Origin of the sequence: Pseudomonas putida, assembly GCA_041071465.1 — a bacterium.
Classification (GTDB): domain Bacteria; phylum Pseudomonadota; class Gammaproteobacteria; order Pseudomonadales; family Pseudomonadaceae; genus Aquipseudomonas; species Aquipseudomonas putida_P.
The window spans coordinates 383,501-396,617 of sequence record CP163498.1 but is presented as its reverse complement, the minus strand read 5'-3'; the positions used below and the strand labels follow the sequence as shown (position 1 = coordinate 396,617).

12 protein-coding genes, 5 tRNA genes and 1 pseudogene are annotated in these 13,117 nt (G+C 62.2%); 12 read left to right on the top strand and 6 right to left on the bottom strand.

Annotated features, from left to right (window positions below):
* The first annotated feature begins 4 nt into the window (after positions 1 to 4).
* The 7 genes from AB5975_01820 (at position 5) to mgtE (ending at position 4,197) form a co-directional block, all read left to right on the top strand.
* On the top strand, positions 5 to 1,240 hold the full coding sequence (locus AB5975_01820) for an aspartate kinase (GenBank protein ID XDR20720.1): 1,236 nt from the start codon (positions 5 to 7) through the stop codon (positions 1,238 to 1,240).
* 165 nt (positions 1,241 to 1,405) lie between these two features.
* The gene (gene csrA / locus AB5975_01815) at positions 1,406 to 1,594 is read left to right on the top strand and encodes a carbon storage regulator CsrA (protein ID XDR20719.1); all 189 of its coding nucleotides are present in this window, start codon (positions 1,406 to 1,408) and stop codon (positions 1,592 to 1,594) included.
* A 73-nt stretch (positions 1,595 to 1,667) separates the two neighbouring features.
* Positions 1,668 to 1,758, top strand: a tRNA-Ser gene (locus tag AB5975_01810).
* Positions 1,759 to 1,864: 106 nt separating this feature from the next.
* Positions 1,865 to 1,941, top strand: a tRNA-Arg gene (locus AB5975_01805).
* A gap of 71 nt (positions 1,942 to 2,012) precedes the next feature.
* A tRNA-Arg gene (locus AB5975_01800) sits at positions 2,013 to 2,089 on the top strand.
* Between the two features lie 73 nt (positions 2,090 to 2,162).
* Positions 2,163 to 2,239: transfer RNA gene (locus AB5975_01795), tRNA-Arg, on the top strand.
* Between the two features lie 515 nt (positions 2,240 to 2,754).
* A complete protein-coding gene (mgtE, locus tag AB5975_01790) occupies positions 2,755 to 4,197 on the top strand; it encodes a magnesium transporter (protein ID XDR20718.1) in 1,443 nt (480 codons plus the stop codon).
* Positions 4,198 to 4,293: 96 nt separating this feature from the next.
* Here mgtE and AB5975_01785 read toward each other — a convergent pair whose 3' ends face one another.
* A complete protein-coding gene (locus tag AB5975_01785) occupies positions 4,294 to 4,620 on the bottom strand; it encodes an Arc family DNA-binding protein (protein ID XDR20717.1) in 327 nt (108 codons plus the stop codon).
* Positions 4,621 to 4,965: 345 nt separating this feature from the next.
* Here AB5975_01785 and phnN point away from each other — a divergent pair, with 345 nt between their 5' ends.
* The 3 genes and pseudogenes from phnN (at position 4,966) to AB5975_01770 (ending at position 5,935) form a co-directional block, all read left to right on the top strand.
* Positions 4,966 to 5,559 (top strand): phosphonate metabolism protein/1,5-bisphosphokinase (PRPP-forming) PhnN, encoded by a 594-nt coding sequence (phnN, locus tag AB5975_01780; protein XDR20716.1) that lies wholly within the window; start codon positions 4,966 to 4,968, stop codon positions 5,557 to 5,559.
* 111 nt (positions 5,560 to 5,670) lie between these two features.
* Positions 5,671 to 5,747 (top strand) — tRNA-Arg (locus AB5975_01775).
* Between the two features lie 8 nt (positions 5,748 to 5,755).
* Positions 5,756 to 5,935 (top strand): annotated as a pseudogene (locus AB5975_01770) (MFS transporter).
* Positions 5,936 to 5,997: 62 nt separating this feature from the next.
* Here AB5975_01770 and AB5975_01765 read toward each other — a convergent pair.
* Positions 5,998 to 6,324 (bottom strand): AzlD domain-containing protein, encoded by a 327-nt coding sequence (locus AB5975_01765; GenBank protein ID XDR20715.1) that lies wholly within the window; start codon positions 6,322 to 6,324, stop codon positions 5,998 to 6,000.
* Positions 6,321 to 7,055 (bottom strand): AzlC family ABC transporter permease, encoded by a 735-nt coding sequence (locus AB5975_01760; GenBank protein XDR20714.1) that lies wholly within the window; start codon positions 7,053 to 7,055, stop codon positions 6,321 to 6,323. Before AB5975_01760 ends, AB5975_01765 begins: the two co-directional genes overlap by 4 nt.
* Positions 7,056 to 7,176: 121 nt before the next feature.
* On the opposite strand from AB5975_01760, the gene AB5975_01755 reads away from it, so the two are divergent.
* Both AB5975_01755 and AB5975_01750 read left to right on the top strand, forming a co-directional pair.
* Positions 7,177 to 8,055, top strand: a complete 879-nt coding sequence (locus tag AB5975_01755) for a LysR family transcriptional regulator (protein ID XDR20713.1) — start codon at positions 7,177 to 7,179, stop codon at positions 8,053 to 8,055.
* 91 nt (positions 8,056 to 8,146) lie between these two features.
* Positions 8,147 to 9,145 (top strand): diguanylate cyclase, encoded by a 999-nt coding sequence (locus AB5975_01750; protein ID XDR20712.1) that lies wholly within the window; start codon positions 8,147 to 8,149, stop codon positions 9,143 to 9,145.
* Positions 9,146 to 9,388: 243 nt separating this feature from the next.
* Here the strand turns inward: AB5975_01750 and lpdA are convergent, their stop codons facing one another.
* Genes lpdA through AB5975_01735 form a run of 3 tightly spaced genes read right to left on the bottom strand, consistent with a single transcriptional unit; the run spans position 9,389 to position 13,116 of the window.
* The gene (lpdA, locus tag AB5975_01745) at positions 9,389 to 10,768 is read right to left on the bottom strand and encodes a dihydrolipoyl dehydrogenase (GenBank protein XDR20711.1); all 1,380 of its coding nucleotides are present in this window, start codon (positions 10,766 to 10,768) and stop codon (positions 9,389 to 9,391) included.
* A gap of 2 nt (positions 10,769 to 10,770) precedes the next feature.
* On the bottom strand, positions 10,771 to 12,057 hold the full coding sequence (locus AB5975_01740) for a dihydrolipoamide acetyltransferase family protein (GenBank protein ID XDR20710.1): 1,287 nt from the start codon (positions 12,055 to 12,057) through the stop codon (positions 10,771 to 10,773).
* Positions 12,058 to 13,116 carry an alpha-ketoacid dehydrogenase subunit beta gene (locus tag AB5975_01735; protein XDR20709.1) on the bottom strand — a complete coding sequence of 353 codons (1,059 nt, stop codon included), beginning with the start codon at positions 13,114 to 13,116 and terminating at the stop codon, positions 12,058 to 12,060.
* Between the last annotated feature and the right edge of the window lies 1 nt (position 13,117).

Below are 13,117 nucleotides of genomic sequence, written 5' to 3'. Positions count from 1 at the left end.
TGAAATGGCGTTGATCGTACAGAAATTTGGCGGCACCTCTGTCGGTTCCATCGAGCGGATCGAGCAGGTAGCCGATAAGGTCAAGAAACACCGTGAGGCGGGCGACGACCTGGTGGTTGTGTTGTCGGCCATGAGCGGTGAAACCAATCGCCTGATCGACCTGGCCAAGCAGATCACCGATCAGCCGGTTCCGCGTGAACTGGATGTGATCGTGTCGACCGGTGAGCAGGTCACCATTGCCTTGCTGACCATGGCCTTGATCAAGCGTGGTGTGCCAGCGGTGTCCTACACCGGCAACCAGGTGCGCATTCTCACCGACAGCGCGCACAACAAGGCGCGCATCCTGCAGATCGACGACCAGAAGATTCGTGCCGACCTCAAGGAAGGCCGCGTGGTCGTGGTAGCGGGCTTCCAGGGCGTCGACGAGCACGGCAGCATCACCACCCTGGGCCGTGGTGGCTCCGACACCACGGGCGTGGCCCTGGCGGCTGCGCTGAAGGCTGACGAGTGCCAGATCTACACCGACGTCGATGGCGTCTACACCACCGACCCGCGCGTTGTGCCACAGGCCCAGCGCCTGGAGAAGATCACCTTCGAAGAGATGCTGGAAATGGCCAGCCTCGGTTCCAAGGTGCTGCAGATCCGTTCGGTGGAGTTCGCCGGCAAGTACAACGTTCCGCTGCGCGTGCTGCACAGCTTCAAGGAGGGTCCGGGTACCCTCATTACCATTGATGAAGAGGAATCCATGGAACAGCCGATCATTTCCGGTATCGCCTTCAACCGTGATGAAGCCAAGCTGACCATTCGCGGCGTGCCGGACACCCCGGGCGTGGCCTTCAAGATCCTCGGCCCGATCAGCGCCTCGAACATCGAGGTCGACATGATCGTGCAGAACGTTGCCCACGATAACACCACCGACTTCACCTTCACCGTACACCGCAACGAGTACGAGAAGGCGCAGAGCGTGCTGGAAAACACTGCCCGCGAAATCGGTGCCCGTGAAGTGATCGGCGATACCAAGATCGCCAAGGTCTCGATCGTCGGCGTCGGCATGCGTTCGCACGCCGGTGTTGCCAGCCGCATGTTCGAAGCCCTGGCCAAGGAGAGCATCAACATCCAGATGATCTCCACCTCCGAGATCAAGGTTTCGGTCGTGATCGAAGAGAAGTACCTGGAGCTGGCCGTACGCGCGCTGCACACCGCGTTCGAGCTCGACGCTCCGGCACGACAGAGCGAGTAATACGCTGCCTGGAAGGGCGCGGCTTGCCGCGCCCTTCGCGTTTCTGCTCGCCACACAGGCCTGTCCTGCCCTGTGTGGCGAGTAACCGGGCCCTGGTCGTCGTCCACGACCAGGCCGCGACACCCAAGACTGTTACCCCTGAATGTTTTGCGTAAGGAGAAAGCTATGTTGATTCTGACTCGTCGGTGCGCCGAGAGCCTGATCATTGGAGACGGCGAGATCACCGTGACGGTGCTTGGCGTCAAAGGCAACCAGGTGCGTATTGGCGTCAGCGCCCCGAAAGAAGTGGCTGTGCACCGCGAGGAAATCTACCTGCGGATCAAGAAAGAGAAGGACGAGGAGCCAAGCCTTTAATTTTTTTGAAGTTTTTTTCAAAAAAAAGGGTTGCAAACGAGGAAGAGCCTGTTTAATATTCGCCTCGTGTTGCGGTGAGGTGGCCGAGTGGCCGAAGGCGCTCCCCTGCTAAGGGAGTATACCTCATAAGGGTATCGGGGGTTCGAATCCCCCCTTCACCGCCATTATTCGCTTAGGGCGCTGTAAACAGTAAGAACGCTAAGTAGTTGATTTTAAACGAAAAAGTTCTTGCAAAAATGTTTCAGCGACCTATAATGCGCGGCAAGACACGGACTCATAGCTCAGCTGGATAGAGTACTCGGCTACGAACCGAGCGGTCGGAGGTTCGAATCCTCCTGAGTCCGCCACTTTTGAAGTGGCTTTGTTTGCAAGGCTGCTTCAAACAACCAGTGGTAATCTGGTCTAAAACTACCATCGCGGACTCATAGCTCAGCTGGATAGAGTACTCGGCTACGAACCGAGCGGTCGCAGGTTCGAATCCTGCTGAGTCCGCCACTTTTTGAAGTGGCTCTGCTTGCAAAGGCACTTCAACCAACCAGTGGTAACCTGGTCTAAAAAATACCACCACGGACTCATAGCTCAGCTGGATAGAGTACTCGGCTACGAACCGAGCGGTCGGAGGTTCGAATCCTCCTGAGTCCGCCACACCAAATCAAGAAGCCCGCTCAAATGAGCGGGCTTTTTGTTTTTCTGCGCCAATGAATTGTTGGTGATGTCGATCTAAGCTCTTCTGTAGATTGAGCCTGTGCCTTTGGGGCCGCTGCGCGACCCTTTCGCGACACAAGGCCGCTCCTACAGAAGTACGCGATCCCTTGTAGGAGCGGCCTTGTGTCGCGATGGGCTGCAAAGCAGCCCCAGTATCGATCAGGCACCGCATACACATCCAGGCACACAACAAATGTAACTTGACCGCCAGACCCACCGTCGCACTGATAGCTTCGAGCGTTGTCCCAGCTTTATCACGCAAACGATTGTTCTGGCCAAAATTTTAAGCGATCTGACAGCTTTAGCAGTGTATGATTGCGCCCGTCAGCCCCGCCGGGGCTTGTGGAAAACCACCATGGACTTACCCAGTAGTTACTCGCTAACAAGATTCATACAGAAAGATCTGACCGATTGATTCTCCCGGCGTGCTCCGCTGCTGGGAGTGGAGTTCGCCTATGACTGAAGTAGAAGTAAAAAAAGCGCAGGAAAGCCTGCAGGACCGCCTGGCCCAGGTGGTCGAACTGCTGCAACGCCAGCGCGTGGTCGAAGACCTGACCCACCGTCAGGAAGGCGCCCACAACGACCTGGTGGAAAACCTGGTCCACCGCCAGAACCTCGTCGAGCTGCAGCGCAAGCTCGATGACCTGCACCCCGCCGACATCGCCTACATCCTCGAAGCCTTGCCTCTGGAAGACCGCCTGACGGTCTGGCAGCTGGTGCGCTCGGATCGCGATGGCGACATCCTGCTGGAAGTGTCCGACGCCGTGCGGCAATCGCTGATCGCCGACATGGACGATCACGAACTGCTCGCCGCCGCCAAGGAAATGGACGCCGACGAGCTGGCCGACCTGGCTCCTGAGCTGCCGCGTGACGTTGTTCACGAGCTGATGGAAACCCTCGATGCCCAGCAACGCGAGCGCGTGCGTTCGGCGCTGAGCTACGACGAGGAGCAGGTTGGTGCGCTGATGGACTTCGAGATGGTAACCATCCGCGAAGACGTCAGCCTGGAAGTGGTGTTGCGCTACCTGCGCCGCCTGAAAGAGCTGCCGAACCACACCGACAAACTGTTCGTGGTCGACTATGACGGCATTCTCAAGGGCGTATTGCCGATCAAGCGCCTGCTGGTCAATGACCCGGAAAAGAAGGTGGCGGAAGTGATGGCGACCGACCCGGTCTCCTTCCACCCCGAGGAAGATGCCTATGATGCGGCGCAGGCCTTCGAGCGTTATGACCTGGTATCTGCGCCGGTCGTGGACAAGAACGAACGCCTGATCGGCCGCTTGACCATCGACGAAATGGTCGACCTGATTCGTGAAGAAAGCGAAAGCGAAGTGCTGAACATGGCCGGTTTGCGCGAGGAAGAAGACATCTTCGCCTCGGTCTGGCGTTCGCTGCGCAACCGCTGGGCCTGGTTGGCCATCAACCTGATTACTGCTTTCGTTGCGTCGCGAGTGATCGGCCTGTTCGAAGGTTCGATCGAGAAGCTGGTGGCCCTGGCTGCGCTGATGCCGATCGTGGCGGGTATTGGTGGCAACTCCGGTAACCAGACCATCACCATGATCGTGCGCGCCATGGCGCTGGACCAAGTGTCGCCGGGCAACACCAGCCGCCTGATGCGCAAGGAGCTGGCGGTATCGCTGCTCAACGGCCTGATCTGGGGCGGGGTGATCGGCGCGGTGGCGTTCTGGCTGTATGGCAGCTGGTCGTTGGGCCTGGTGATGACTGCGGCGATGACCTTGAACCTGCTGTTGGCGGCCTTGATGGGAGTGTTGATCCCGATGACCCTGACGCGCCTGGGACGCGACCCGGCGATGGGCTCCAGCGTGATGATTACCGCGGTGACCGACAGCGGCGGGTTCTTCATCTTCCTCGGGCTGGCCACGCTGTTCCTGCTGTAGCCCGCGGTCCCCAAACAAACGGATCGCGTCTCTTGCAGGATCACCATCCACAAAAAAGCCAGCTTACGCTGGCTTTTTCATGTTCGGCTGCAAACCTCAGGAGGCGTCGGTAGCCATTTCCACATCGTGAGCGATGAGGGCGACCAGCGCGTTCTGCTGGCGGTGCGACAGTTGGCGGAAGCGTTGCAGCAACTCGCGTTCATGCAGGGACAGTTCAGGGCTGTCCAGGCGCATGCTCAACTCGTCACCCAGCGCACCTTCCTGGATAAGGCTCTGTTCCAGGCGCGCGATGATTTCGGAGTTCATGCTGCGGTGATGGTTGCGCGCTACCTCGGCAATGCGCTCACGCATCCCGTCTGGCAGGCGGACGACGAACTTGTCAGCGGTGCGGCTCGAATAAATAGCCTGTTTCATTGGGCGCATATAAATTGACCGGATTTTGGTTCAGGGGAAGCGGTTCTCAAATTGGCCGCACGGGGTGGTAGTACGACCGTGGCGACGACGAAATGTTCAACCGTCTGTGAAAAATGGATGCTCATCTTGCCTCATGGTCGCCGTTTCCTTGGCGTCAATTCTGTGACAAATAGTGAGCCGGATAAAGGCTTTGTGCCAGTACCAATTATCAGAAATGAGTACTGGTTTGAAAAGTTTTACATGTTCCGACTTGTCCAATCGTCAGACTTTTGCCGTCAAAAACTGGTAAAAAGCAGCAAAAGGCTGGGAAAGCCCCTAGAATGTGCCGGTTTCCCTCCATAGAGCATAGTGGCTATGCAACATGACGCAAGCGACCGCCAATCAGGGACAGGTCGGTTGATATATCTGGTAGGACCGTCGGGTTCCGGGAAAGATTCCCTGATCGATGCTTCTCGTGAGCGATTGGCAGCCGCCGGGGTGGAAATCGCCCGTCGCGTCATTACCCGGTCGGCCGAAGCCAAGGGCGAAGCCGCCCATGGAGTCACGGCCGAACAGTTCGAAGCACTGCGCGCGCAAGGCGCGTTCGCCATGCATTGGCGAGCCAATGGCCTGGATTACGGCATTCCACTGCAGGTGGACCAGTGGCTGGCGGAGGGCAGGGCGGTGCTGGTGAATGGTTCGCGGGCTTATCTGGCCGAGGCGCGTCGGCGCTACCCGAACCTGTTGGCAGTGCTGGTCGAGGTCCGGCACGAGGTGCTGCGCGAGCGCTTGGTGGCCCGCGGCCGGGAAAGCGCAGAGGAAGTCGAGCAGCGCCTGGCACGTAATGCTCGCTTGCAGGCGCTGGCCGATCCGTCGCTGCATGTGCTGGACAACTCCACCACCCTGGAAACCGCGGTCGCGGCATTGTTTGCGCTGCTGCGTGATGAAGGCGTGCTGCCGCAGGTGTAGCATTGGCAGAAAAGGATTACGCGAAAAAGCCCGCATGAGGCATGACAAACGCCAGCATGCTGGTTAACATGCTGGCCGTCCTGCTGTGCAGCGTCCGCTGCCGGTACTTGCGTCTCAGTAGCTCAATTGGATAGAGCATCCCCCTCCTAAGGGGAAGGTTGCAGGTTCAATTCCTGCCTGGGACGCCATTTCCTATTCCCTGTCGCGTATCGGTGCCGCCATCGGCACCTACCTGGTGCCCACGTCGCTGTAGTCGCTCGGCATTGCCAACACCATGATCGTGGCGTTTGGCATTTCAATGGTCGGGCTGCTCTGCACCTGGCTGATGGCGCCCGAGACACGCTCGCTGGACCTGGCCAAGGCCAGCGCGGTCTGATACTTCAAGAAGCCGCCGAGCTGACGCTGGCCGTGTAGGAGCGGCCTTGTGTCGCGAAAGGGCTACATCCCCAAATGCTTCAAGGCCCACAGCACTCCCATGCCCACAATCAGCGTCAGCATCGTGCTGCGCGTACGCCACGCCACCAGCGCGGCCAGTATCGCCGCTGGTATCTGCGGGTTCATCCAGTCGAACCCTGCCTGCCGGTCGGGGAATACCACGGCCGGCAGTACCAATGCCGCCAACACGCTGGCCGGCACATACGCCAGGGCGCGGCGAAACAGTGGGGGGATGCGCAGCACCGTGTGCAACTCGATGAACGACAGGCGGATGGCGAAGGTGCCCAGGCCTATCAGAATGAAGGTTATCCACTGGGTCGTTTCGCTCATGATGCTTCCTGCTCGGTATTGGCGTCTGCCACGGTTTGCTGTTTTTGCCAGCTCTCGATGGCCAGCCCGGCGATGATGCCGCCCAGCGCGCCAGCCAGCAGGCCGAGGTTGTAGGGCAGGTTGGCGGCCAGCACGGCGAGCACGCCGCCGGTCAGCGCTGCGCCAAGCGTGGCCGCATTGCGAATGCCGGGTATCAAAAGGGCCAGGAATGACAATGGAATGGCAAAGCCCAGCGACCAGTCTTCAGGAATGCTCGCGCCCAGGTACATGCCCGCCAGCACCGAGAGGTTCCAGCCGAAGAACATGGTGATTGCCGTACCGGCATAGTAGGGGTAGGCATACTGCCCGAGCCCGCCCGAGCCCATCTTCAGCGTGCACAAGGCGAAGGACTGATCTGACAGCATGTACGCCATCGGCCACTTTTGGCGGCGCGGCAGCTGGCCCAGGTGCGGGGCCAGGCTGGCGCTGTACATCAGGAAGCGCAGGTTGATCACCAGCGCGGTGACCACCATGGTCACCGGCAGGGCGGCGCTTTGCATCAACTGCATCACCACCATTTGCGCCGAGCCGGAGTAGAACAGCAAGGTCATGCCGATGGCATCGGTTGGCGACAGGCCCATGCCGATCGCCGTGACCCCGGTGATCAGGCCGAAGGGCACGATGCCGGAGGTCAATGGCAGGGCGCTGTGGGCACCTTGCCTGAACGCTTGGGTCCCGTTTGGATACGGCATTTGAAATCCTTGAAAGAGTGCAGACGGTGCAAGGGCGGTACGTCCACGTTAATGCGCGCGACAGTTGGCCTCAACGTCAGATTTCTGGAATAGTAGGCCTAAAAAAAATAGGCCTTAAACCGTGTACCTCGATACTCCTACCCGGCACTCGCTGCAGCTCAATGCCCTGCGTGCCTTCGAAGCGTCAGCCCGCCTGGGCGGTTTTGCCCGTGCCGCACTCGAGCTGAAGGTGACCCCGGGGGCCATCGCCGCCCTGGTCAAGACCCTGGAAAGCGAATATGGCGCAGCCTTGTTCGAGCGCCATGCCAAAGGCGTGCGCCTGACGCCCTTGGGTGAAAGCGTGAAAGGCCAGTTCACCGAGGCGTTCGACGCGGTCGAAGCCGCTGCACGCACACTGCGCCGCCTGGCCGCACCGCAGCGGGTGCATATCGTCACATCGCCTGCCCTGGCGCAGTTGTGGATAGGGCCACGCCTGCCGGAACTGACCCGGTTGCTGGCACCCATCGAGATCTCGGTGACGGCGGTGGATGAGCCGCCCAACCTGAAACGCAGCCCGTTCGACCTGTGCCTGTTCTACACCGAAAAGCCCGAGCGCTGGCAACGCAGGATAGCCACGGAAGAAGTCCTGCCCGTGTGCGTGCCGGCCCTGGCCGCCAGCATCGCCAAGCCCGAGGACCTTGCCGACGCCCGTTGCATCGCCGATGTGGGCTGGAACGACTGGGCGGTGTGGACGGGGGCGGTGATGCCCGGGCAAGAGTTCGTTGCCCGTGGGCCGGGTTTTTCCCTGTACTCGATCGCCCTGCAGCAAGCCTTGCTGGCCGCCGGGGTGCTGATAGGGCGCAGAAGCCTGGTACAACGCTACCTCGACAGCGGCGAACTGGTCGCCCCCATCGACCGCGCGGTGCCACTGGGCATGACCATCGCCGCATGGCGGCTGCCGGGTGCCAAGGGCAACCAGGTGGTTGCCGCAGTGGAGGAGGCGCTGTTGCAGTTGGCTTGAGCGTCCTCGATCCATGCCTGTCCTCAGCGCCGCAAAAACAGGGCGTCGGGGCTATTCTGTTCGGGTGCGCCAGGAGCCAGGGAGAGCGTCCATGAGTCAGGAAACCCGGCCGGTACCCGCCGGCTTCAGTGAACAGCAGTTGCATACGTTGTTCGATCTGATCAGCGATGGTATCTGGGACTGGAATGCCAATACCGGCTACGTCTATCGCAACCCGGGCTGGTACGCCATGCTCGGCTACCCCAGTCACTCCATGGCCAACTCGGTGCTCACCTGGGAAAGCGTGATCCACCCGGAGGACTACTCGCGGGTGATGGCGCATTTCGAGGCGTACATCAACCAGCGCAACGAGCACTACCTGGTCGAATACCGCTGCCGTTGCCACGATGGCAGCTACCTGTGGATCGAAGACAGCGGCCACATCATCGCCCGTAACGAGGACGGCTCGGTGGCGCGCATGCTCGGTGCCCACCGCAACATCGACGCCAACAAGCGCCTGGTGGCGCAACTGGAGCAGAGGAACCAGTCGCTGGAAAGCCAGGTGGCCGAACGCACCCGCGAGCTGTCCTGGGTGAACCAGCAGTTGCAGCGGCAGCTGGATGAAAACCGCGAGCTGGCCGAGCGCGACGCGTTGACCCGCATTGCCAACCGCTATCGGCTGGAGAAGGCGCTGCAACTGGAGTGCGAGCGTGCCAAGCGCTTTCGCCAGCCGTTGTCGCTGATAGCCATGGACCTGGACGACTTCAAGCCGATCAATGACCGCTATGGCCATGCCCGTGGCGATGCGGCGCTGGTGCGGGTGGTCGACGTTCTGCATACCTGCCTGCGGCAGCAGGACCTGCTGGCGCGCTGGGGTGGGGACGAGTTCGTCATCGTATTGCCGCAGGCCTCGCTGGGCGAGGCGCTGGAGGTGGCAGCACGCTTGCGCCAGGCGATGGTGCAGGTGGAGCCGGTGGGCGATTGCCGGCTGACCATGAGTTACGGCGTGGTGCAATGGCAGGAAGGAGAGGACCAGCATGCACTGCTGGCGCGTGCCGACACGGCGCTGTACCGGGCCAAAGATGCTGGCAAGAACGCGATAGCCGAATAGGCCGCCTGGCGCAGATCCCCTGTAGGAGCGGCCTTGTGTCGCGAAAGGGCTGCGAAGCAGCCCCAGGGTTTCAGCGAGGATGCACAAATTGCCGGGGCTGCTACGCAGCCCTTTCGCGACACAAGGCCGCTCCTACAGCGGTCGCGCGAGCTTCAGCGTCTTGGACCGCCGTAAGGCCCGAATGAAAAAAGACCCGCAACGCCTTGGGCGCTGCGGGCCAAATCGGCCTGGGCCGCTTCAGTGTCAGATATGCAGGGCGTGGCCCAGGGCGCGCAGTGCCGCTTCCTGTACCGCTTCACCCAGTGTCGGGTGGGCATGGATGGTGCCGGCCACATCCTCCAGGCACGCGCCCATCTCCAGCGACTGGGCAAACGCCGTCGACAACTCGGAAACCGCCACGCCAACCGCCTGCCAACCCAGGATCAGGTGGTTGTCACGGCGCGCCACCACCCGCACGAAACCGCTTTTCGATTCCAGGCTCATGGCCCGGCCATTGGCAGCAAACGGGAACTGCGCGACGATGCAATCCAGCCCTTGCTGGCTGGCTTGTTCCGGGGTCTTGCCGACCACCACCACTTCCGGGTCGGTGAAACACACCGCGGCGATCGCGCTGGGTTCGAAACGGCGTGCCTTGCCCGCGATGATCTCGGCGACCATCTCGCCCTGGGCCATGGCCCGGTGCGCCAGCATCGGTTCGCCGGCCACGTCGCCGATGGCCCAGACATTGCGCATGCTGGTCTGGCAGCGCTCGTCGATGGCGACGGCGGCGCCGTTCATCTTCAGGTCCAGGCACTCCAGGTTGAAACCTTGCGTGCGCGGCCGACGGCCCACGGCCACCAGCACCTGGTCGGCTTCCAGGCGCAGTTGCCCAACCTGGCCATCACGGGCCAGCAGGCAGCCGCCTTCGTAACCCTCGACGCTGTGGCCCAGGTGCAGGGTGATGCCCAGTTTCTTCAGCGAATCGGCCACCGGTGCGGTCAGCTCGCTGTCGTAGGTCGGCAGGATGCGCTCGCGCGCTTCCACTACGCTGACCCGTGCGCCCAGCTTGCGGTAGGCGATGCCCAGCTCCAGGCCGATGTAGCCGCCGCCCACCACCACCAGGTGCTGCGGCAGGGTTTTCGGCGCCAGGGCTTCGGTCGAGGAAATGATCGGCCCGCCCAGCGGCAGCATCGGCAGTTCGACACTGCTGGAGCCAGTGGCCAGCAACAGGTGCTCGCACTGGATACGCTGGCCATCGACCTCGACCTGCTTGCCGTCGAGCACCTTCGCCCAGCCATGGATCACCTTGACCCCGTGCTTTTTCAGCAGGGCGGCGACGCCGGTGGTCAGGCGGTCGACGATGCCTTCCTTCCAGGCCACGCTCTGGCCGATGTCGAGGCGCGGCGAGGAGACGCTAATGCCCAGCTCCGACGGGCCGGCAAAGCGCGAGGTCTGGTGGAACTGCTCGGCCACGTGGATCAGCGCCTTGGACGGGATGCAGCCGATGTTCAGGCAGGTACCGCCCAGTGCCTGGCCTTCCACCAGCACGGTGGGTATGCCCAGTTGCCCGGCGCGGATGGCAGCCACGTAGCCGCCAGGGCCGCCGCCGATGATCAACAGGGTAGTCTGGATAGTCTGTTGCATGCTCACTCCACGAACAGGCAGGCGGGTTGTTCGAGCAGGCCACGCACGGCCTGGATGAACAGCGCGGCGTCCATGCCATCGACCACGCGGTGGTCGAACGAGCTGGACAGGTTCATCATCTTGCGCACGACGATCTGGCCGTCGATCACCACAGGCCGCTCGACCATGCGGTTGACGCCGACGATCGCCACTTCCGGGGTGTTGACCACCGGTGTGCTGACGATGCCGCCCAGGGCGCCCAGGCTGGTCAGGGTGATGGTCGAACCGGACAGCTCGTCGCGGCTGGCCTTGTTGTTGCGGGCAGCGTTGGCCAGGCGCGAGATCTCGCCGGCATTGCTCCACAGGCTGCCAGCTTCGGCATGGCGCAGCACCGGTACCATCAGGCCGTTGTCACCCTGGGTGGCGATGCCCACATGCACCGCGCCATGGCGGGTGATGACCTGGGCTTCGTCGTCATAGGTGGCGTTGATCTGCGGGAAGTCGCGCAGTGCCACGACCAGGGCGCGCACCAGGAACGGCAGCAGGGTCAGCTTGCCGCGGCTGTCGCCGTGCTTGCTGTTGAGTTGCTGGCGCAGGGCTTCCAGGGCGGTGACGTCGATTTCTTCCACATAGCTGAAGTGCGCGACCCGGCGCTTGGCGTCCTGCATGCGCTGGGCGATCTTGCGGCGCAGTCCGATCACCGGCACCTGCTCGCTGTCGGTGCGCTTGGCATAGCCGCTCGGCGCTTGTCCGCCAGTGCTGTGCGGCTTGCTCATGAAGGCGTCGAGGTCTTCGTGCAGGATGCGCCCGGCCGGGCCGCTGCCATGCACGTAACGCAGTTCGATACCGGCATCCAGGGCACGCTTGCGCACCGCCGGCGAGGCCAGCGGCTTGTCGCCTGGCTGGCGCGGCACGATCGGGGCTGCCTCGTGGTTGACGGGCGCCTGGCACGCGGCCGGTCTTGCTTCCTTCTGCGGCTCTGGCTTGGCGGCTACCGGGGCAGCGGGAGCCTCGATCTGTTCGCGCTTGGGCACATCCTGGGTGGGCACATCCACATGGTTGCCGCTGCCTTCCACTTCGATGCGGATCAGCTCGCTGCCGACCGCCATCACTTCACCTGGCTGCCCACCCAGGGCCAGCACCTTGCCGCTGACCGGCGAAGGGATTTCAACGGTGGCCTTATCGGTCATGACGTCGGCCACTACCTGGTCTTCGGCGATCATGTCGCCGACCTTGACGAACCACTCGACCAACTCGACCTGCGCGATGCCTTCGCCAATGTCCGGCATCTTGATGACGTGCGTGCCCATTCAGACCTCCATGACCTTTTTCAATGCCGCACCTACCCGCGAAGGCCCTGGGAAGTAAGCCCATTCCTGTGCGTGGGGGTAGGGGGTGTCCCAGCCAGTGACGCGCTCGATCGGCGCCTCCAGGTGGTGGAAGCAGTGTTCCTGCACCAGCGACACCAGTTCGGCGCCGAAGCCGCAGGTGCGGGTGGCCTCGTGTACCACCACGCAGCGGCCGGTCTTTTTCACCGACTCGACGATGGTGTCCAGGTCCAGCGGCCACAGGCTGCGCAGGTCAATCACCTCGGCGTCGACGCCGGTTTCTTCGGCAGCCACCTGGGCCACGTACACCGTGGTGCCGTAGGTCAGCACGGTCACGTCGTTGCCGGGGCGGGTAATGGCCGCCTTGTCCAGCGGCACGCTGTAGTAGCCATCGGGCACGGCGCTTTGCGGGTGCTTCGACCACGGTGTGACAGGGCGGTCGTGGTGGCCGTCGAACGGGCCGTTGTACAGGCGCTTGGGTTCCAGGAAGATCACCGGGTCATCGCATTCGATCGAGGCGATCAGCAGGCCCTTGGCGTCATACGGGTTGGACGGCATGACAGTGCGCAGGCCGCACACCTGGGTGAACATCGCTTCCGGGCTCTGGCTGTGGGTCTGGCCGCCATAGATCCCGCCACCGCAGGGCATGCGCAGGGTCAGCGGGGCGATGAACTCGCCGGCCGAACGGTAACGCAGGCGCGCCATCTCGGAAACGATCTGGTCGGAGGCCGGGTAGAAGTAGTCGGCGAACTGGATTTCCACCACCGGGCGCAGGCCGTAGGCACCCATGCCCACGGCGGTGCCGACGATGCCGCTTTCGGAGATCGGCGCGTCGAACACGCGGGACTTGCCGTACTTGTTCTGCAGGCCTTCGGTGCAGCGGAACACGCCGCCGAAGTAACCGACGTCCTGGCCGTAGATCACCACATTGTCGTCGCGCTCGAGCATGACATCCATGGCCGAGCGCAGGGCCTGGATCATGGTCATGGTAGTGGTGGCCATGGCGGTTTCCGGGTTGATGCTGTTGTTGTGGTCGTTCATG